General features: G+C 71.5%; 16 protein-coding genes. 13 read left to right on the forward strand and 3 right to left on the reverse strand.

Annotated features, from left to right (window positions below):
* Positions 1–42: 42 nt before the first annotated feature.
* The 8 genes from SCNRRL3882_RS09505 (at position 43) to SCNRRL3882_RS09540 (ending at position 10913) form a co-directional block, all read left to right on the forward strand.
* Complete coding sequence (locus tag SCNRRL3882_RS09505) at positions 43–1077, forward strand: acetylxylan esterase (protein ID WP_010033945.1); 1035 nt, start codon at positions 43–45, stop codon at positions 1075–1077.
* Positions 1078–1145: 68 nt separating this feature from the next.
* Positions 1146–1979: an SDR family oxidoreductase gene (locus SCNRRL3882_RS09510; RefSeq protein WP_010033942.1), complete on the forward strand. Its 834-nt coding sequence runs from the start codon at positions 1146–1148 to the stop codon at positions 1977–1979.
* Positions 1980–2194: 215 nt separating this feature from the next.
* Positions 2195–3253 carry a lytic polysaccharide monooxygenase auxiliary activity family 9 protein gene (locus SCNRRL3882_RS09515; protein ID WP_010033940.1) on the forward strand — a complete coding sequence of 353 codons (1059 nt, stop codon included), beginning with the start codon at positions 2195–2197 and terminating at the stop codon, positions 3251–3253.
* A 277-nt stretch (positions 3254–3530) separates the two neighbouring features.
* Positions 3531–6332, forward strand: coding sequence for a SpoIIE family protein phosphatase (locus SCNRRL3882_RS09520; RefSeq protein WP_010033934.1), 2802 nt, complete (start codon positions 3531–3533; stop codon positions 6330–6332).
* A complete protein-coding gene (locus SCNRRL3882_RS09525) occupies positions 6319–7401 on the forward strand; it encodes a substrate-binding domain-containing protein (protein WP_029180750.1) in 1083 nt (360 codons plus the stop codon). The genes SCNRRL3882_RS09520 and SCNRRL3882_RS09525 overlap by 14 nt, the downstream gene beginning before the upstream one ends.
* 15 nt (positions 7402–7416) lie before the next feature.
* Entirely contained in the window at positions 7417–8196 is a 780-nt protein-coding gene (locus SCNRRL3882_RS09530) for an ATP-binding cassette domain-containing protein (RefSeq protein WP_010033929.1), read from the forward strand.
* Positions 8187–9491, forward strand: a complete 1305-nt coding sequence (locus SCNRRL3882_RS09535; RefSeq protein ID WP_010033926.1) for a sugar ABC transporter permease — start codon at positions 8187–8189, stop codon at positions 9489–9491. The genes SCNRRL3882_RS09530 and SCNRRL3882_RS09535 overlap by 10 nt, the downstream gene beginning before the upstream one ends.
* 69 nt (positions 9492–9560) lie before the next feature.
* Entirely contained in the window at positions 9561–10913 is a 1353-nt protein-coding gene (locus SCNRRL3882_RS09540; protein WP_010033923.1) for an ABC transporter substrate-binding protein, read from the forward strand.
* Between the two features lie 124 nt (positions 10914–11037).
* On the opposite strand, the gene acnA is transcribed toward SCNRRL3882_RS09540, so the two are convergent.
* Complete coding sequence (gene acnA, locus SCNRRL3882_RS09545) at positions 11038–13755, reverse strand: aconitate hydratase AcnA (RefSeq protein WP_010033922.1); 2718 nt, start codon at positions 13753–13755, stop codon at positions 11038–11040.
* 264 nt (positions 13756–14019) lie between these two features.
* Between acnA and SCNRRL3882_RS09550 the strand changes: the two genes are divergently transcribed.
* Positions 14020–14220: a DUF4236 domain-containing protein gene (locus SCNRRL3882_RS09550; RefSeq protein WP_010033921.1), complete on the forward strand. Its 201-nt coding sequence runs from the start codon at positions 14020–14022 to the stop codon at positions 14218–14220.
* Positions 14221–14303: 83 nt separating this feature from the next.
* Positions 14304–15833, forward strand: coding sequence for a helix-turn-helix domain-containing protein (locus SCNRRL3882_RS09555; protein WP_010033920.1), 1530 nt, complete (start codon positions 14304–14306; stop codon positions 15831–15833).
* Between the two features lie 177 nt (positions 15834–16010).
* Here the strand turns inward: SCNRRL3882_RS09555 and SCNRRL3882_RS09560 are convergent, their stop codons facing one another.
* Positions 16011–16619 carry a TetR/AcrR family transcriptional regulator gene (locus tag SCNRRL3882_RS09560; protein ID WP_010033919.1) on the reverse strand — a complete coding sequence of 203 codons (609 nt, stop codon included), beginning with the start codon at positions 16617–16619 and terminating at the stop codon, positions 16011–16013.
* 86 nt (positions 16620–16705) lie between these two features.
* Here SCNRRL3882_RS09560 and SCNRRL3882_RS09565 point away from each other — a divergent pair, with 86 nt between their 5' ends.
* From SCNRRL3882_RS09565 to SCNRRL3882_RS09575, 3 genes are all read left to right on the forward strand, one after another.
* On the forward strand, positions 16706–17140 hold the full coding sequence (locus SCNRRL3882_RS09565; protein ID WP_010033917.1) for a nuclear transport factor 2 family protein: 435 nt from the start codon (positions 16706–16708) through the stop codon (positions 17138–17140).
* Entirely contained in the window at positions 17137–17994 is an 858-nt protein-coding gene (locus SCNRRL3882_RS09570) for an NmrA family NAD(P)-binding protein (protein ID WP_010033914.1), read from the forward strand. The genes SCNRRL3882_RS09565 and SCNRRL3882_RS09570 overlap by 4 nt, the downstream gene beginning before the upstream one ends.
* Positions 17995–18070: 76 nt before the next feature.
* Positions 18071–18625 (forward strand): DUF488 family protein, encoded by a 555-nt coding sequence (locus SCNRRL3882_RS09575; protein ID WP_010033912.1) that lies wholly within the window; start codon positions 18071–18073, stop codon positions 18623–18625.
* A 10-nt stretch (positions 18626–18635) separates the two neighbouring features.
* On the opposite strand, the gene SCNRRL3882_RS09580 is transcribed toward SCNRRL3882_RS09575, so the two are convergent.
* Positions 18636–19628 (reverse strand): type I phosphomannose isomerase catalytic subunit, encoded by a 993-nt coding sequence (locus SCNRRL3882_RS09580; RefSeq protein ID WP_010033909.1) that lies wholly within the window; start codon positions 19626–19628, stop codon positions 18636–18638.
* Between the last annotated feature and the right edge of the window lie 102 nt (positions 19629–19730).

Here is a 19730-nt window from a genome sequence, read left to right on the forward strand (position 1 = left end):
CGCAAGTTTCTGGATGACCACCGACTCCTGCGAGGTGCCGCCGTGCCCGCGTTCGACCTGCCGCTGACGGAACTGGAGCGCCATCGCCCGGACGTCGGGGAGCCCGCCGACTTCGACGCGTTCTGGCGGCGCACCCTGAAGGAGTCCGGCCAGGCGGACCCGCTGGTGTCGGTGCGGCCGGTGGAGACGGGGCTCCGGCTGATCCGGACCTGGGACGTGACGTTCCGGGGTTTCGCCGGCGACCCGGTGCGCGCCTGGTTCAGCAGGCCCGCCGGGGTGGACGAACCCCTGCCCGCCGTCGTGGAGTTCGCCGGGTACGGACGCGGCCGGGGCCTCCCCCACGAACGCCTCACCTGGGTCAACGCCGGGTACGCGCACCTGCTCATGGACAACCGCGGCCAGGGCGACGCGTACGGATGCGGCGGTGACACACCCGATCCGCACGCCACCGCTCCGGGCGGGCCCGGCCCGGCGGTACGGGGCCTGCTCTCACCCGAGGACTACCACTACCGCCGTCTGATCACGGACGCGGTCCGCGCCGTCACGGCGGTACGGGAGCTGCCCGGCGTCGACCCCGCACGGACCGTGGCCGTGGGCAACAGCCAGGGCGGCGGGCTGGCTCTGGCCGTCGCGGGGCTCGTCCCCGGCCTGGCGGCCCTGCTCGTCACCGCCCCGCTGCTGTGCGGCATCCGCCGCGCGCTCGACCTCACGGACGCGGGGCCCTACGGGGAGATCGCCGGCTATCTCTCCGTCCACCGGGGCGCCGAACACGACGCCTACCGCACCCTCTCCTACGTCGAGGGCGTCTCCTTCGCCCGTCGCGCACAGGCTCCGGCTCACTTCGGCGTGGGGCTGCGGGACACGGTGTGTCCGCCGAGCGGGGCGTACGCCGCGTTCAACCGCTACGCCGAACTGACCGGCACCGAGGCGCGCAAGGAGATCCACGCCTATCCGTTCAACGGACACGAGGGCGGCGACGCGGTGCAGGTGCGTCGTCAACTGGCCTGGTTGCGAGAGGTGTTGGACGGCCGGTCCGGTGACCGCACGGATTCCCGCGCACCGTCCGGGGCACGTTGACCTGAAGTCCGGTCGAGGTCCTAGCGTCGGCTCACATCGATCAACGACCTGCGACAGGAGCAGACCTCATGATCCTCGTGACCGGTGCCACCGGAAACATCGGAAGCAACCTGGTGAAGGAACTCCGGGCGCAGGGCGCCGGTCCGCTCAGGGGGCTGACGCGTGACGCCGCAGGGGCCGCGTTTCCGCCGGATGTCGAGGCTGCCGAGGGTGACCTGACGCGACCGGACTCGCTCAAGTCCGCTCTCGCCGGGGCCCGTTCGCTCTTCCTGGTGTCACGGATGGGCCCGGACGCACGGATCCTGGAGGCCGCCGGGGAGGCCGGCGTCGAGCATGTGGTGCTGGTGTCGTCCATCACCGTCGAGAGCCACCCGCACCTGGGCCCCGCCGCCGAGAACCTGGCCGTCGAGCGGCTGCTCCAGGGCAGCGGCATGGCATGGACGGTCCTGCGGCCGACGCAGTTCGCCTCGAACGCCCTGTGGTGGGCGGACGCGATTCGCGCGGGCCGGCCGGTCCGTGTCCCCTACGCGGACATCGGTCTGCCCACCATCCACCCCGCGGACATCGCGTCGGTGGCGTGCGCCGCACTGACGGGGACCGGCCATCGGGGACAGACCTACGCGCTGACCGGCCCGGAGCGCATCACTCCACGGCAACAGCTCGCGGCCATCGCCCGGGCGGTCGGACGGGACGTGCCGTGCACCGAGATCAGCCGCGCGGAAGCCCACCGCGACATGGCGGCCTTCCTGGGCGACGAGGCCGCGACGGCGGTCCTCGACATCACGGGCGGCGACCTCAACGAGGAACTGCTCGGCGTGCGCGACACCGTCACGCGGGTCACCGGCGCGCCGGCCAGGACATTCGGGCAGTGGGCCGCCGAGAACGCCGGCTCCTTCCGCTGACATCCCGACCGGCCCCCGCCGCCGGAGCCGTAGACAACTGCGCCGCCCGGCGCTAACTTCCGCAACAGCGGGGTGGGAGCGCTCCCATGACGGTGGACCGGAACCCGCCCTCGAGTCGCCCCCACCCCGCGCATCCGCGCACACGCATCCACAGGCCCGTACCTCAAGGAACGGACGATGCTGTCATGATCCTGACAAAAAATCCGGGTGCCACGATGCCCCGATCAGCACCCCCTGCCCGGGCCAGAGCCCTCTTCCTCGTCCTGCTCTCCCTCCTCGTCACCGTTCCGGCCCTCGGTCTGGTCATGACGGCCGGTGTTGAGGCGGAGGCGCACGGCACCCCCATGAAGCCCGGCAGCCGTACCTTCCTGTGCTGGCAGGACGGTCTGACCGACACCGGTGAGATCAAGCCGGTCAACCCGGCGTGCCGGGCCGCTCAGCAGGTCAGCGGCACCACGCCGTTCTACAACTGGTTCTCGGTGCTCCGCTCGGACGGCGCCGGCCGCACCCGGGGCTTCGTACCGGACGGCCAGCTGTGCAGCGGCGGCAACACCAACTTCACCGGGTTCAACACGCCCAGCAAGGACTGGCCGCTCACCCACCTCACCTCGGGCGCGACGGTCGACTTCTCGTACAACGCCTGGGCGGCGCACCCGGGTTGGTTCTACGTCTACATCACGAAGGACGGCTTCGACCCGACGAAGACGCTCACCTGGAACGACATGGAGGAGCGGCCGTTCCTGAGCGTCGACCACCCGCCGCTGAACGGCTCGCCGGGCACGGTCGAGGCCGATTACTCCTGGACCGGCAAGCTCCCCGAGGGCAAGTCGGGCCGCCACATCATCTACATGGTCTGGCAGCGCTCCGACAGCCAGGAGACCTTCTACTCCTGCTCCGACGTCGTCTTCGACGGCGGCAAGGGGGAGGTTACCGGCATCAAGGAGCCGGGCACCCCGTCCGAGCCGGTGCCGGGCACCTGCACGGCCACCCGGAAGACGACCGGCAGCTGGAACGGCGGCTACCAGTCCGAGGTGACCGTCACCAACACCGGCACCGTCCCGATGCTCGGCTGGATGGTCGACTGGACACTGCCGTCCGGCCAGCGGATCGAGAGCCTGTGGAGCGGCAACGCCACCTACAACGGCCAGTCGGTGATGGTCCACAACGCCGGCTGGAACGGCTCCCTCGATCCGGGCAGGAGCACGACGTTCGGATACACCGTCTCGGGCGCGGGCGGTGACAGTACGACGAGCCTGCCCTGCCGGGTGGGCTGAGCCGATGCTCCGGGCGGGCCCGGTGGCCGGTGAGTCCCGGCTGCCGGGCCCGTCGCGTGTGGCCGGCACTCGCCGGACGACCGCCCCGGGCCGGCCCTTCCATCCACTCGCCGATCCGACGCTCCATCCCGTATGTCGCGGTTATCCAGGTATGCGATTCTGTTGTGTGGGTGCCCTGCCGCTCACGTGGGCGTGGATCCGCCGCGTCGCCGTCGCCTGAGTTCCGGGGACTCCCACCTGCCGGTGGCTGCGGCATGGACGGGAGGTGGATGCGGACATGCCCCATTACGGCGATGCCCGGGCCGCGGTCCCCGGTCTTCGGGCGCCGGGGAGCGAGGGCACCGGTTCGCCTCGTCCCACGCCGGAGTCCGCCGCGCGCGAGCGGGTCCTGGCGTTCGCCGGGGTGGCACTGGCGGCGGTGTACGTGCGGAGTGAGGACGGTGCCGAGCTCCGGCTGGTGGAGTCGGCCGGTGCCGAGCCGGAGCGGTACGGGTTGCCGGGTTGTGTGCGGCACGGCGGGGGCACCTCGCCCGCTCCTGCGCCGGGCTATGCGGGGGTGTCCGGGGACAGTGGGTCCGTCGTGGTCGAGGCCTTCCGGCGCGGGCGGCCGCTGTGGCTCGCGGGCCGGCAGGAGGGCGGAACCACCGGCGCGCCGCTCGGGGCGGTACCGCTGGGCGCCGCCGGCGGGTGGCTGGGATGCCTGGCCGTGGTGGGAGAGCCCGGGGAGGGGTTCGGGGCCGAGCAGCGCGATTTTCTGGAGCGGTACGCAGAGGCGGTCGCCGGGCGGCTCCGGGGGGAGGCCGACCGGTCCGCCCCCACGCCCCTGCTGGATTCCGCCCTGCGCGCCCTGGGGGTGGGTTCCTTCGCCCTGACACCCGGCGCCGGGCTGGTCGAGACGGACCCGGCCCTGCTCGAACTGGTCGGCATCCCCGAGGGCGGCTTCGACGGCAAGACCGACACGCTGCTCTCGTACAGCCTCCCGGAGGACGTCCCGGCCCTGCTGTCCGTCATCGAACCGTCCGCGCAGACCCCCGGGCGCCGGGAACTGGAGTTCCGTACCCGCCGGGCCACCGGTGAACTGTGCTGGCTGCGCCTGAGCTGCCGGGTGCTGAAGGGGCCCGACGGCGCCCCGGAGCGGGTGCTGGGCGTGGTGACCGCGGCCCCGGTGCTGCGGCGGAGCGCCAGTGACGTCGCCCGGATCCAGTGGCTGACAGCCGCGCTCGACGACGCCACCACGGTCCGGGACGTCAGCCGTGTGGTGGTCGCCGCGTTGCGCGAGCCGCTGGGTGCCGACCGGGTGGCGCTCGCCGAGCTGCTGGAGGACCGGCTGGCGGTCACCGTGCTCGATCCGCCGGGTGCCGGCGCCTGGCCGGAGCTGTGGCGTTCCGAGTGGCGCTCGGAGTGGCCCGACGCGCCGGTCACCGCCCTGCCCACGCTGCACGCGGCGCTCCGGGACGGGCGGATGAGCCTGTGGCCGGCGGGTGCCGTGCTGGAACCCGGGCTCGCGGGGATCGGGCCCGGAGGGCTCGCGGTCCTGCCGCTGCCGGCCAAGAGCAGGGTGGCCGGGGTGTGCCTGGTCGGCTGGGACACGCCGCACGAGTTCGCGCCCGAGGAGCGGGCCCTGCTGACGGCGACCGCGGGGCTGGTGGGGCAGGCCCTGATCCGCGCGCACGCCTACGACGCCGAGCAGGAACTCGCGACGATGCTCCAGCGCAGTCTGCTGCCGCGCCGTCTCCCCCGGTTGCCCGGGGGCACCGCCGTGGCCCGCTATCTGCCCGCCCGGCGCGGGCTCCAGGTGGGCGGCGACTGGTACGACGTGATCGCGCTGTCGGAGGGGAAGGTGGCCCTGGTCATCGGTGATGTGCAGGGGCACAGTGCCGGGGCCGCGACGATCATGGGCCAGATGCGCACGGCGGTCCGGGCCTACGCCGTGGAGGGTCATCCGCCGGACGTGGTCGTCGCACACGCCAACCGGCTGCTCGTCGGCATGGAGACCGACCTGTTCGCCACGTGCTGCTATGTCGAGCTGGACATGGAGGAGGGCAACGCGCTGTTCGTGCGGGCCGGGCACCTGTCCCCGCTGGTGCGTCATCCCGACGGCGGCACGGAGGAGATCGCGGTCGAGGGCGGGCTTCCGCTGGGCGTGCTGGAGGACGCGGAGTTCCCGCTGACGGCGGTGGCGCTGGCGCCCGGCTCGGTGCTCGCGCTGCTGACGGACGGCCTGGTCGAGTCGGCCGAACTGGACGTGGACGAGGGCATGCGGATCGTGGGCGAGGTGCTCGCCGCGGCGGATCCCTCCGACCCGGGGCGGATGGCGGACGACCTGCTCGGCGAGGCCGGCCGGCGGGAGGACGACGTGGCGTTGCTGCTGCTGCGCTACGACGGGATGCGCGTGCGGCCGGTGCGGGCGGGCTGGGTCGTGTGGCGGTTGCCGGACGCGGTCATGCACGCCCGTCGGTTCAGTGCGCGCACGCTGCGTTCGTGGGACGTGGTGGCCGAGGCCGACACCGTTCTGCTGGTGGTGTCGGAACTGGTCACCAACGCGCTGGTGCACACACAGGGCGCGCTCCGGCTGGACCTGACCCTGGCCGCGGACCGGCTGCGGGTGACCGTCAGCGACTCCTCGCCGCGGGCGCCGGCCAAGCCGGTGGTCGTGGACTGGGAGTCGACCGGGGGCCGGGGGCTCTTCCTGGTCGAGGCGCTGTCGGCGGCCTGGGGCTCGGTGCCGGTCGGCGGCGGCAAACAGGTGTGGAGCGAGATCGTCGTGTCCCGCCCGGACGCGGACCAGGAACCGGAAGCGGAACCGGCGCCGGAGGCGCAGCCGACGGTCGAGCCGGCGGCGGAGGAACGGCAGCCGGCCCGGGACCGGAGCTGGGGCATCGGCCGCAACCGGGTCTGGGGCGTGGGACGGACCCGCGACCGGAGCGGAGCCGGCAGAGGCTCGGTCCGAAGCCGCGGCCGGGACGGCAACCCCGACCCGAACCCCCACGCGAGCCAGGGCCCGGCCCCGGACCAGGACCGGGACACGTCCGGGGACGAGGCCGCGCCCAGGAGGGAGGAGCGGGATGAGGGGCCGTAGGTGGCGGGTGGGGGCCGGGCTCGCCGCGGCTGTCATGGCGGTGGCCCTGGCCGGCTGCAGCGAGGACGGCGGAGAGAGCACGGGCGGGCTCACCATCGGGCTGCTGCTGCCGAGCCGCGCGGTGCCCCGCTGGGAGCAGTCCGACAAGCCCTTGATCGAGAAGCGGGTGAAGGAGCTGTGCCCGGACTGCACGCTCATCTACGCCAACGCGGAGAACGACGCGGGGAGCCAGCGGCAGCAGATGAACTCGATGATCACCAACGGTGTGTCCGCCCTGATCCTGGACGTCGTCGACCCCAAGGCGCTGCGCTCCTCGGTCCGCGCGGCGGACCGCGCGGACATCCCGGTCATCGCCTACGACCGGCTCGCCGAGGGCCCGATCTCCGGTTTCGTCAGTTTCGACGGCGGCCGGGTCGGCAGACTCCAGGGCGAGGCGCTGCTGAAGGGCATGGGAGCCCGGGCCGACGACGGCGGCGTGGTCATGGTGAACGGCGACCCGTCCAGCCCCAACGCCGCCTGGTACGAGGGCGGCGCCCGGTCCGTCCTCCAGCACAAGGTGCGGATCCTCAAGTCGTACAACACCCTGGGCTGGCGCACGGAGAACGCGCACGACCACATGTCCGCCGCGATCAGCACCCTCGGCACGAACCAGATCGACGGGGTGCTCGCGGCGAACGACTCGATCGCCGCCGGCGTCATCGCGGCGCTCAAGAGCGCCCGGGTCTCGCCGCTGCCCCCGGTCACCGGCCAGGACGCCGACCTCGACGCCGTGCGGCGCATCGTCGAGGGCGAGCAGTACATGACCGTCTACAAGCCCTTCCGGCAGGAGACCGACGCGGCCTCCGCCATGGCCGTCGCCCTGGCGCGCGGCAACGACATCGACGCCCTCGTCACGACGAGCGTGGACAGCCCCACCAGCAAGGACGTCCCGGCGGTACTGCTCGACCCGGTCGCCGTGACGGCCGAGACCATCGGGCAGACACTCGTCCGGGACGGCGTCTACACGCTCGACCAGATCTGCACCCCGAAGCTCCGGCCGGCCTGCGACCGGGTCGGGCTCACCCGGTGAGGGAGGTCTTCCCCCGTGGCCCATCCACCCGTACTGGCGTTGCGCGGCATCTCCAAGCGGTTCGGCGGCGTGCAGGCGCTCGTGGACGTCGACCTCCAGGTCCGGGCCGGTGAGGTCGTGGCCCTGGCGGGCGACAACGGCGCCGGCAAGTCCACGCTGATCAAGGTGATCTCGGGGGTCAGTCCCGCCGACCGGGGCGTCATCGAGTGGGAGGGGCACCTCGTGCAGATCAAACGCCCGCACGACGCCCACGCCCTGGGCATCGCGACCGTCTACCAGGACCTGGCCATGTGCGACAACCTCGACGTCGTGGGCAATCTCTTCCTCGGCCGGGAGATCGACCGGGTGGGCATCCTGGACGAGGTGGAGATGGAGCGCCGGGCCCGCGAACTGATGCGGACCCTGTCGATCCGTATCCCCGACGTGCGCATGCCGGTCGCTGCGCTGTCCGCCGGGCAGCGGCAGGCCGTCGCGATCTCCCGCTCGCTCATGGGCGCGCCCAAGGTCCTGCTGCTCGACGAGCCCACCGCCGCCCTGGGCGTCGAGCAGACCAGCCATCTGCTCGACCTCATCGAGGAGGTGCGCGACCGGGGTATGGCGATCATTCTGATCAGCCACAACATGGGCGACATCAAGGCCGTGGCGGACCGGGTCGCCGTGCTGCGCCTCGGCCGCAACAACGGTCTGTTCGACGTGAGCACGGTGACGCAGGAGCAGATCATCTCCTCCGTCACCGGGGCGGCGGACAACGCCGTGGCGCATCGTACGAAGGGCGGGAAGGAGGCATGGCCGTGACCGGCGGCGGGCCGCACCGGGACGGCGGACCGGCCGCGCCGGGCGGTGACGCCGGGCCGGTCGCACCCGGCCGCGCGCCGCGCACCCGCGGCTGGTCCGGCACGCTGCGCGAGCACGCCCTGGAGTTGCGCGGCAGTGTGCGGGACGGCGAACGCGGGCCGCTCCTGGTGGTCGCCGGGCTGATCGTGATCTGGTCCGTCTTCCAGGCGCTGGACGACAAGTTCCTCTCGCCGCGGAACCTGTCCAACCTCAGCGTGGACATCGTCGGGACGGGCCTGGTCGCCGTCGGCATCGTGTTCGTGCTGCTGATCCGGGAGATCGATCTGTCGGTCGGCTCGGTCAGCGGCCTGGCGGGCGCAGTGTTCGCGGTGCTGAACGTGAACCACGGGGTGCCGGAGTGGCTCGCGGTGATCGTGGCGATCGCCGCGGGCATGGCGGTGGGTGCCTTCCACGGGTTCTTCTTCGCCTGGCTCGGCGTGCCCGCGTTCGTCGTGACCCTCGCGGGGCTGCTGATCTGGAACGGCCTGACGCTCTACCTGCTGGGCGCGAGCGGCACGATCAACATCGACGAGGAGGGCCTGGTCGCCTCCCTGACCAGCCGCCACTTCAGTGACGCCATAGCGGCCTACGCGGTGGCGGCGCTCGGCACGGCCGGGTACTGCCTGGCCGCCCACCACAAGCGCGCCCGGCACCGGGCCGCCGGGATGCCGTACCGGCCGCCGGTCGAGATCTGGGTGCGCACGGGTGTCCTCGCGGTGCTGGCCTTCACCGCCGCCTACACGCTCAACCGGTTCCAGGGCCTGCCGCTGGCACTGCTGATCTTCCTGGTGGTTCTCGTCGTCTCGGACTACGTGCTGCGCCGCACGCGGCACGGCCGGCGGGTGTACGCGCTCGGCGGCGGGGTGGAGGCGGCGCGCCGGGCCGGCATCGCCGTGGAGCGGGTGCGGGTCGCGATGTTCATGGTGTCGGGGACGCTGGCCGCGGTCGGCGGGCTGTTCGTGGCCTCGGGCCTGACCTCGGCGAGCCCCACGACGGCCCGCGCGGCCGGATCCGGAATGTTGCTGATCAACGCGATCGCCGCGGCGGTCATCGGCGGTACCAGCCTGTTCGGCGGGCGTGGCTCGCCCTGGTCCGTGCTGCTCGGTGTGCTGGTCATCCAGTCGATCGCCTCGGGCATGGGGCTGCTCGGGGTGGAGGACGCCGTGCAGTTCATGATCACGGGTGGGGTGCTGCTGACCGCGGTCGCGGCCGACGCGCTCTCCAGACGCGCGGCGGCCCGGCGGGGCCGGCCATGAGCCACAGTCCGTCCGAAACGTCCCGGAATTATGATGTTTCTTTTGAAATGCCTAATAAAGGGCAAACATATGAAGCGCAGCCGTCTCGCCCGGGCGGCCGTGGCCGCCGCGGCCGTCGCTGGCTTGGTCCTGGCCGGATGCGGTGACACGGACGCGCCCGGCGGTGAGCAGGCCGACGTCAGCGTGCTCGCGATGGACGCGTCCCAGATGCAGACCCTCCAGAAGCTCACCAAGAGGCACTTCACCGCGGAGACGGGCATCACCGTCGACTACACCCTGCTGCCGGAGAACGAGGCGCGGGAGCGGATGAACCGCGAGTTCGCGACCCAGGCCGGCACCTACGACGTGGCGAGCGTGAGCGCGTACGAGGTGCCGATCTACGCGGACAACGGCTGGCTCGCCCCGCTGGACTCCTATGTGAGGGCGGACGAGGACTTCGACCAGGGCGACGTCTTCCCCAACCTGGTGTCCTCGTTGACCGGCGAGGACGGCAAGCTCTACGCCGAGCCGTTCTACGGCGAGGGTTCCTTCCTGATGTACCGCAAGGACCTCTTCCGCAAGGACGGGCTGACCATGCCGCCGAACCCGACCTGGGAGCAGGTCGCCGGGCTCGCCGCCCGGATCGACGGCACCGACGGCGCGAGCGGCATCTGCCTGCGCGGCCTGCCCGGCTGGGGCCAGAACCTCGCCCCCCTCAACACGGTCGTCAACACCTTCGGCGGCACCTGGTACGACATGGACTGGAACGCGCGCCTGACCTCGCCCGAGTTCAAGAAGGCCGTCGGGTTCTACGTCGACCTGCTCCGCACCCACGGCCAGCCCGCCGCCGACCGGATGGGCGTACTGGAGATCCTCGACAGGTTCGTCGAGGGCAAGTGCGCCATGATGTACGACGCCACGTCGCTGGCCTCGTCGATCGAGGCCGACGGCTCCGCGGTCAAGGGCAGGGTCGGCTACGTCCCGGCCCCGCACGACCGGACGGAGAAGGCCGGCTGGCTGTGGACCTGGGCGTGGGGCATCCAGCAGGCGGCCGAGAACAAGGACGCCGCCTGGGAGTTCATCTCCTGGGCCTCCTCCAAGGAGTACCAGGAACTGGTCGGGCGGGAGGTGGGCTGGACGGCGGCGCCCGCCGGGAACCGCAAGTCGCTCTACTCCAACCCCCGGTACCAGCAGGCGGCAGACGCCTGGTACCGGCAGGAGTACACAGCGGCGACCGATTCCGCCGACCCGAGGAATCCCGGCGTCGACCCGCGCCCCTACACCGGTATCGGCTTCCTCGGCATTCCCGAGTTCGCCGTGCTCGGTACGGCGGTCTCCCAGCAGATCGCCGCGGCCATCGCCGGGCAGCAGTCGGTGGACGCGGCCCTGGAGAAGTCGCAGGACCTCGCACAGGCAGCGGCGGCGAAGTACCGGGGCGAGTGACCCGGCGGCTACCTGGCCGGTCACCGCCCCGGCCGTGACCGCGCCGTGCGCGTGGCGCGGGCCGCGCCCCCGGTCACCCGGGAACGCGGCCCTCGAACTGCCCTGAACTGCCCCGCGGCTCCGCTTACTTGCGGATCAGGCTGCGCAGCACGTACTGCATGATGCCGCCGTTGCGGTAGTAGTCCGCCTCACCGGGGGTGTCGATGCGGACGACCGCGTCGAACTCGACGCCGGTGTCGGTGGTGACCTTCACCGTGCGCGGGGTGGTGCCCTCGTTGAGCGCGGTGACGCCGGAGATGGAGAAGGTCTCCTCACCCGTCAGGCCGAGGGACGCGGCCGACTGGCCCTCCGGGAACTGGAGCGGAAGGACGCCCATGCCGATGAGGTTCGAGCGGTGGATGCGCTCGTAGGACTCGGCGATGACGGCCTTGACGCCCAGGAGCGCGGTGCCCTTGGCGGCCCAGTCGCGGGACGAGCCGGAGCCGTACTCCTTGCCGGCCAGGACGACCAGCGGGATGCCGGCGGCCTGGTAGTTCTGCGAGGCGTCGTAGATGAAGGAGACCGGGCCGCCGTCCTGCGTGAAGTCACGCGTGTAGCCGCCCTCGGTGCCCGGCGCGATCTGGTTGCGCAGGCGGATGTTGGCGAACGTACCGCGGATCATGACCTCGTGGTTGCCGCGGCGCGAGCCGTAGCTGTTGAAGTCGCGGCGCTCGACGCCGTGCTCCGTGAGGTACTTGCCGGCCGGGGTGTCGGCCTTGATGGCACCCGCCGGGGAGATGTGGTCGGTGGTGACCGAGTCGCCCAGCTTGGCGAGCACGCGGGCGCCGGAGATGTCGGAGACCGGGGTGGTCTCCATCGTCATGCCCTCGAAGTACGGGGGCTTGCGGACGTACGTCGACTGCGGGTCCCACTCGAAGGTGTTGCCGGTCGGGATCGGCAGCGCCTGCCACTGGGCGTCGCCCGCGAAGACGTCCGAGTAGGACTTGGAGAACATGTCCTCGCCGATGGCGTTGGCGACGACGTCGTTCACCTCGGCCTCGGAGGGCCAGATGTCCTTCAGGAAGACCGGGTTGCCGTCCTGGTCGGTGCCCAGGGCGTCACGGGTGATGTCGACCTTCATGGAGCCGGCGATCGCGTAGGCCACGACCAGCGGCGGGGACGCCAGGTAGTTCATCTTGACGTCGGGGTTGATACGGCCCTCGAAGTTCCGGTTGCCGGAGAGGACCGAGGTGACCGCGAGGTCGTGGTCGTTGACGGCCTTGGAGACCTCCTCCGGCAGCGGGCCGGAGTTGCCGATGCAGGTGGTGCAGCCGTAGCCGACGAGGTTGAAGCCGACCTTGTCGAGGTACGGGGTCAGGCCCGCCTTCTCGAAGTAGTCGGTGACGACCTTGGAACCCGGGGCGAGGGTGGTCTTGACCCACGGCTTGCGGGTCAGGCCCTTCTCCACCGCCTTCTTGGCCACCAGGGCGGCGGCGACCATGACGTACGGGTTTGAGGTGTTGGTGCAGGAGGTGATGGCCGCGACCGTCACCGCGCCGTGGTCGATCTCGTACGAGGTGCCGTCGGGGGCGGTCACGGTGACCGGGTTCGACGGGGCGCCGTTCGGGATCGACGAGGGGGCGTCGGAGCTCGGGAAGGACTCCTTGCTGGCCTCGTACTCGTCGTTGACGTAGGCGCGGACGTCCTGCTTGAACTGCTCGGCGGCGTTGGCGAGGACGATACGGTCCTGCGGGCGCTTCGGGCCGGCGATGGACGGCACGACCGTCGCCAGGTCGAGCTCCAGCTTCTCGGAGAAGTCGGGCTCGGCGGCCGGGTCCAGCCAGAGGCCCTGCTCCTTGGCGTACGCCTCGACGAGGGCGAGCTGCTGCTCGGAGCGGCCGGTGAGCTTGAGGTACTTGATCGTCTCGTCGTCGATCGGGAAGATCGCGGCGGTCGAGCCGAACTCCGGCGACATGTTGCCGATGGTGGCGCGGTTGGCGAGGCTCGTGGCCGCCACACCCTCGCCGTAGAACTCGACGAACTTGCCGACGACACCGTGCTTGCGCAGCATCTCGGTGATGGTCAGCACGAGGTCGGTGGCGGTGGTGCCGGGCTTGAGCTCACCGGTGAGCTTGAAGCCGACGACGCGCGGGATGAGCATGGAGACCGGCTGGCCGAGCATCGCGGCCTCGGCCTCGATGCCGCCGACGCCCCAGCCGAGGACGCCCAGGCCGTTGACCATCGTGGTGTGCGAGTCGGTGCCGACGAGGGTGTCGGGGTAGGCCTGGCCGTTACGGACCATGACCGTACGCGCGAGGTGCTCGATGTTCACCTGGTGGACGATGCCGGTGCCGGGCGGGACGACCTTGAACTCGTCGAAGGCGGTCTGGCCCCAGCGCAGGAACTGGTAGCGCTCCCTGTTGCGGCCGTACTCCAGCTCGACGTTCTGCGCGAAGGCGTCGTTCGTGCCGAACTTGTCGGCGATGACGGAGTGGTCGATGACCAGCTCGGCCGGCGCCAGCGGGTTGATCTTCGCCGGGTCGCCGCCCAGCTCCTTGACGGCCTCACGCATGGTCGCGAGGTCCACGACACAGGGCACGCCGGTGAAGTCCTGCATGATCACGCGGGCCGGCGTGAACTGGATCTCCTGCGACGGCTGGGCCTGCGAGTCCCAGCCGCCGAGGGCGCGGATGTGGTCGGCGGTGATGTTCGCGCCGTCCTCGGTGCGGAGCAGGTTCTCCAGCAGGACCTTGAGGCTGTACGGAAGGCGGGCCGAGCCCTCCACCTTGTCCAGCCGGAAGATCTCGTACGACTCGTCGCCCACCTGCAGCGTGCTGCGGGCGTCGAAGCTGTTCGCCGACACGACAGTCTCCTTCATTGATGTGCGCGTACCACCACGATCCTGCCGCCACGGCATCTCGGCCGATCCGCTAAGGTAAGGCTAAGTTAGGCAGGCCTTACCGGGGCTGGCGGCTGCGGTGCTCCCCGGCAGATATCTCGATGTCGAGATAACTCTAGTACACCGGGGGCGGTAGGTCATGCCCCGGCGTCCGCCATGCGGTCATGCACCCCCCTCTCCGGGGTATCCGAACCAGGTGTCCACGCCGCAAACGGAGAGGAGACAGGCATGCCGCTCACGTTCCGCAAGAGTTTCCGGATCCTTCCGGGGGTGCGTCTGAACATCAACAAGCGCTCCTGGTCCATCACGACCGGCGGTGGAAAGAACGGCCCGCGTCACACCCGCAGCAGTACGGGACGTCGTACGACATCGATGGACCTGCCCGGACCTTTCGGGTGGCGGCGCACGCGCACCGCCCGTCGACACTGAGCCACCAGGGCGGATTGACTTCCCGTCACCCGAACGGAGCCCCCCGTCGGGTGACATCTCATATCTGAGATAACCTCAACCACATGGCAGACGACTACCTCGTACGCATCGGCAAGCTCATCCGTGACGCCCGGCAGCACCGGGGCTGGACCCAGTCGCAGCTGGCGGAGGCGCTCGGAACCAGCCAGAGCGCCGTGAACCGGATCGAGCGCGGCAACCAGAACATCAGCCTTGAGATGATCGCGCGTATCGGGGAGGCCCTCGACAGCGAGATCGTGTCGCTCGGCTACGCCGGTCCGATGCACCTGCGGGTGGTCGGCGGCCGCCGGCTGTCCGGCGCCATCGACGTGAAGACGAGCAAGAACGCGTGTGTCGCGCTGCTGTGCGCCTCACTGCTCAACCAGGGGCGCACGGTGCTGCGCCGCGTGGCTCGCATCGAGGAGGTGTACCGCCTCCTGGAGGTGCTGGGCTCGATCGGCGTCCGCACCCGGTGGATCAACGACGGTGTCGACCTGGAGATCGTGCCGTCGGCCGAGCTGGACCTGGCGGCCATCGACGCGGACGCGGCCCGCCGCACCCGCTCGATCATCATGTTCCTCGGTCCGCTGCTGCACCGCATGGACCACTTCAAGCTGCCCTACGCCGGCGGCTGCGACCTCGGTACGCGCACGGTCGAGCCGCACATGATCGCGCTGCGCCGGTTCGGTCTCGACATCGCCGCCACCGAGGGCCAGTACCACGCGATGGTGGACCGCTCGGTCCGCCCCGACCGTCCGATCGTGCTGACCGAGCGCGGTGACACGGTGACCGAGAACGCGCTGCTCGCGGCCGCCCGGCACGACGGCATCACCGTCATCCGCAACGCGTCCTCCAACTACATGGTCCAGGACCTGTGCTTCTTCCTGGAGGCCCTCGGTGTGAAGGTCGACGGCATCGGCACCACCACGCTCACCGTGCACGGCGTGCCGACCATCGACGTCGACGTGGACTACTCCCCCTCCGAGGACCCGGTCGAGGCGATGAGCCTGGTCGCGGCAGCCGTGGTCACCGAGTCGCAGCTGACGGTGCGCCGGGTGCCGATCGAGTTCCTGGAGATCGAGCTGGCCGTGCTGGAGGAGATGGGCCTCGACCACGACCGCACGCCCGAGTACTTCGCCGACAACGGCCGCACCCGGCTGGTGGACCTCACCGTCCGGCCCTCCAAGCTGGAGGCGCCGATCGACAAGATCCACCCCATGCCGTTCCCCGGCCTGAACATCGACAACGTCCCGTTCTTCGCGGCCATCGCGGCGGTCGCCCAGGGCAAGACCCTCATCCACGACTGGGTCTACGACAACCGCGCGATCTACCTGACCGACCTCAACCGGCTGGGTGGCCGCCTGCAGCTCCTCGACCCGCACCGCGTGCTGGTCGAGGGCCCGACCCGCTGGCGCGCCGCCGAGATGATGTGCCCGCCGGCCCTGCGCCCCGCGGTGGTCGTCCTGCTGGCGATGATGGCGGCCGAGGGCACGTCGGTGCTGCGCAACGTGTACGTCATCAACCGGGGTTACGAGGACCTGGCCGAGCGACTGAACTCGATCGGGGCGCAGATCGAGACGTTCCGGGACATCTGAACGACGGATGCGCGCTGTACGTACGGGGCGGGGCCGGGGCATCCCGGCCCCGCCCCGCGCTACGACGAACGCGCGCCTACGTCTTGGGCCAGGCCATCGAGGGCTGCGCCGACCCGGAACCGGACACGGCGGGCACGGGAGTGCGCCCCGCTCACCAAGGGACTGCCTGATCCTCGATCAGTTCCCGGTGGCCGATTCCGGTAGTGGGCCGGAGCCCAGGACTCTGGCGGTGAGGTTCGCCAGGTGCGCCCGCATGGTGTCGCGTGGCAGCCGCTCTCGCCCGGCCAGGTGCTCGACGAGGTCGGCCCGGGTGGCGGCGAGCAGGGCATGGGCGAGGAAGTCGCTGTCGGTCAGACCGGGGATCTGCTCCAGCACGGACCGGAGCAGGCCGTGCCACAGGGTGTAGTGCTCCGCCTGGTAGGGACTGCCGCTGCCGCCCTCTTCCAGGGCCAGCGCGAGGCGGCGGTTGTCGAGTTTGAAGCACAGGACGGCGTCCAGCAGGGCGGGTACGCGCTGGTGCGGTGGGGTGGCGGGGCCCAACGGCGGCGGACCGGCTTCGACTGCCTCCCTGACCGGTTCGAGCCGCGCCTCGTACAGCGCGCGGAGCAGCCCGGCGCGGTCACCGAAGGCACGGAAGAGCGTTCCCTTGCCGACGCCGGCCGCTGCCGCGATGTCGGCCATGGTGAGTTCCTCGGGACTGTCGGAGCGGGCGAAGAGGTCGTCGGCGGCCGCGAGGACGGCCTTGCGGTTGCGGACGGCGTCCTGGCGGGGCTTGCGCTCGGGCACGCGGTTCTCCTCTTTGCAATCCGGACCCTGGGTCCGTATCGTAAAAACGGACCCCAGGTCCGGATTCTACGAGATGGAGGACACCCATGTCCGCACCGACGGCACCGATCGCACCGGCGGATCTCTACCGCCACAGCCTGCGACTGCTCCTGGAAAAGGACATTTCCGCGTGGGTCGGCCTGTGGGCCGAGGACGGCGTCATGGAGTTCCCCTTCGCGCCCCCGGGTTGGCCCCGGCGCCTGGAGGGCAAGGAGGCCATCGCCGCCTACATGCGCCCCTACCCCGACCACATCGACCTGCACGCCTTCCCCGACCTGCGGATCCACCGGACCACCGACCCGGAGACCATCGTGGCCGAGATGCGCGGCGTCGGACGCCTGGTCAAGACCGACAGTCCCTACGAGATGACCTACATCGCCGTCGTCACGGTCCGGGACGGGCTCATCGCCTCCTACCGGGACTACTGGAACCCCCTCGCCGTCCTCGAACCCGGCACCGGCTTCGCCGGGAGCGCCCGATGACCGGCACCGGCACCACTCTGGTCATCGGCGCCACCGGCACCACCGGCAGCCGCACCACCGCACGCCTGACCGCCGCCGGCCACCGCGTCAGAGCCGCGAGCCGGCACGCCACCCCGGTCCCCGGCGCGGAGGCGGTCCCCTTCGACTGGTACGATCCCGCCGGCCACGCCGCCGCCCTCGAGGGGGTCGACCGCGTCTATCTCATACCGCCCCTGGGCGACCCCGACCCGGCAGCGGTCATGCTGCCTTTCCTGCGCCGGGCCCGGGCCGCCGGCACACGCCGCGCGGTGCTCCTCGGTTCCTCGGCCATCCCCCGGGGCGGCCCGGCGGTGGGCGCGGTGCACCAGGCTCTGCCTGAACTGTTCGAACAGTGGGCGGTGCTGCGGCCCTCCTGGTTCATGCAGAACTTCACCGGCGCGCACGCGCACGCCCGCGGCATCCGCGAGGACGGCACCATCTCCACCGCGACCGGGAACGGCCGGGTCGGCTTCGTCGACGCCGACGACATCGCCGCCGTCGCGTTCCACGCCCTGACCGACGACCCCGCCCTCAACAGCGATGTCGTCCTCACCGGACCGGAAGCGCTCAGCTACGACGACATCGCCACGCTCATCACCGAGGTCACCGGCCGGCCCGTGGTCCACCGGCCGGTCTCCTACGAACAGATGCGCGATCGCCTCTCGGCGCTGATGCCGGTGGAGTTCGCCGCCATGCTGGCGGACATGGAGCGTGCCATCGCGGAGGGGGCGGAGGACCGCGTCACCGATACCGTCCAGCGCCTCACGGGCCGGCCGGCGCGCTCTTTCCGCGCCTTCCTCTCCACGCCCGGGACCCGGCTCGACCAAGGCACGTGATCTCCGACGAGACACCGGCGGCGCGGCCTCGGCGGGGTTCGGGTGTGGGACCGCGAGAACGGGAAAGTCCGGCGCTGTGGACGTGCATCTGCTGACCTTCGGGCACAGCACCGCCGATCGGGACCGGATCACCGAGCTGCTGCGCCACGCCGGCATCACGGCCGTCGTGGACGTGCGGACCGCTCCCGGCAGCCGCCGCGACCCCGATCTGTCGCGGCGGCGGCTCGCCGAGTGGATGCCGGACGGCGGCATCGCCTACCGGTGGGAACCCGCCCTCGGCGGATTCCGCACACCTCCCGTGGACAGCCCGGACATCGTCTGGCGCAACGCCTCCTTCCGCGGCTACGCCGCCCACACCCGCTCCCCCGAGTTCGTCACCGCGATGGACCGGGTGCTGCGCGAGGCCGCGCACGGCCGCACCGCCGTGATGTGCAGCGAGGCGGTCTGGTGGCGCTGCCACCGCCGGCTGATCGCCGACTTCGCCGTACTCGCCCGCGGCGTACCGGTTCACCACCTCATGCACGACGGGCGCCTCGGCGCCCACGCGCCGACGCCCGGCGCGCGACTGCGCGACGACGGGCTTCTCGTCTACGACGGTTACGACGGCCGCACGGAGCCCGGCGGCGACTGAGGCATGCGCGCTACAGGGCGTCGGGCACGTAGCCGATCAGGACGTCGGCGGGGCCCTGGACGCGGACCTCGCCGAGGGCGGCGGGGAGGAGCAGGGTGCGGGCGCGGTCCAGGCGGCCGGTCCAGGGGCCGGAGGTGACGGTCACCGGGGCTCCGGCGTTGGTGAGGATCTGTGCGGTGGAGAAGGCGTGCACCAGGGGGGCCGTGGTGCCGGCGGTCCAGCGTTCGAGGGCGAAGTACGGGCTCGTGCAGAGCACGGTGCGCACCACGCCGCCGTCCCTGCGGATGTCCGTGCCCGAGTGGAGCTCGGGGCGCGGCCCGGGACGCCACTCGTCGAGCAGGCGGGCGAGGTTATCGTGCCACTCCGCCTCGGGGACGGGCGAACCGTCCTCCATGCGGGTGCGCATGGCGTGCTGCTGGATGTCGGAGGTCTGCTCGATCTCGTAGACGAGCGTGCCGGGGCCGAAGCTGTGCAGGGTGCCGCCGGGGACGTAGACCGTCTGTCCGGCACGGACGGGCAGGCGTCGCATGACCGCGTCGAAGTCCTGGGCGAGCAGCGCCCGGTGCAGGGTGTCGCGGTCCACGCCGGGCCGGGTGCCGACCAGGGCGGTGGCTCCCGGGGCGGCGTCGAGGATGTGCCAGGCCTCGGTCTTGCCGTGGGGTTCGCCCTCCAGGCGGCGGGCGGTGGTGTCGTCGGCGTGCAGGTGCACCGGGAGCGGGCGGCTGCCGTCGATGAACTTGGTGAGGAGGGGGAAGCGGGGGCCGGGGCGGACGTGCGGCCCCAGCAGTTCCTCGGGGTGGTCCGCCATGATCTGCCGGAGGGTGCGTCCGGCCAGGGGCCCCTCCAGGACGGTCGAGGCGTCGCCGTCGACGTCGCTCACCTCCCACGTCTCGGCCACCGGGCCGTCGGGCAGGCCGGTGCGGCCCAGCCGCTCGGCGATGGCCCGCCCGCCGAAGACGTGCTGCTTGACGGGGGTGGTGAGCCGCAGCGGGTGCCAGTCCACGTCCCTCCTCGTCGGGGCCGGATGGGTGGGGATCGGTCGGGGGACACGGCCGGGGTACCCCGGGGGGAGGCGCGCATGCGTGCGGCTGATGGAGGCTCTGGG

The sequence above is a fragment of the Streptomyces chartreusis NRRL 3882 genome, from assembly GCF_900236475.1.
Taxonomy (GTDB): domain Bacteria; phylum Actinomycetota; class Actinomycetes; order Streptomycetales; family Streptomycetaceae; genus Streptomyces; species Streptomyces chartreusis_D.

Excerpts from the sequence above, each read along its gene's own strand:
- SCNRRL3882_RS09510 (WP_010033942.1), top strand. The coding sequence starts at position 1,146 with ATGATCCTCGTGACCGGTGCCACCGGAAACATCGGAAGCAACCTGGTG.
- SCNRRL3882_RS09515 (WP_010033940.1), top strand. The coding sequence starts at position 2,195 with ATGCCCCGATCAGCACCCCCTGCCCGGGCCAGAGCCCTCTTCCTCGTC.
- SCNRRL3882_RS09520 (WP_010033934.1), top strand. The coding sequence starts at position 3,531 with ATGCCCCATTACGGCGATGCCCGGGCCGCGGTCCCCGGTCTTCGGGCG.
- SCNRRL3882_RS09525 (WP_029180750.1), top strand. The coding sequence starts at position 6,319 with ATGAGGGGCCGTAGGTGGCGGGTGGGGGCCGGGCTCGCCGCGGCTGTC.
- SCNRRL3882_RS09535 (WP_010033926.1), top strand. The coding sequence starts at position 8,187 with ATGGCCGTGACCGGCGGCGGGCCGCACCGGGACGGCGGACCGGCCGCG.
- SCNRRL3882_RS09540 (WP_010033923.1), top strand. The coding sequence starts at position 9,561 with ATGAAGCGCAGCCGTCTCGCCCGGGCGGCCGTGGCCGCCGCGGCCGTC.
- SCNRRL3882_RS09550 (WP_010033921.1), top strand. The coding sequence starts at position 14,020 with ATGCCGCTCACGTTCCGCAAGAGTTTCCGGATCCTTCCGGGGGTGCGT.
- SCNRRL3882_RS09555 (WP_010033920.1), top strand. The coding sequence starts at position 14,304 with ATGGCAGACGACTACCTCGTACGCATCGGCAAGCTCATCCGTGACGCC.
- SCNRRL3882_RS09565 (WP_010033917.1), top strand. The coding sequence starts at position 16,706 with ATGTCCGCACCGACGGCACCGATCGCACCGGCGGATCTCTACCGCCAC.
- SCNRRL3882_RS09570 (WP_010033914.1), top strand. The coding sequence starts at position 17,137 with ATGACCGGCACCGGCACCACTCTGGTCATCGGCGCCACCGGCACCACC.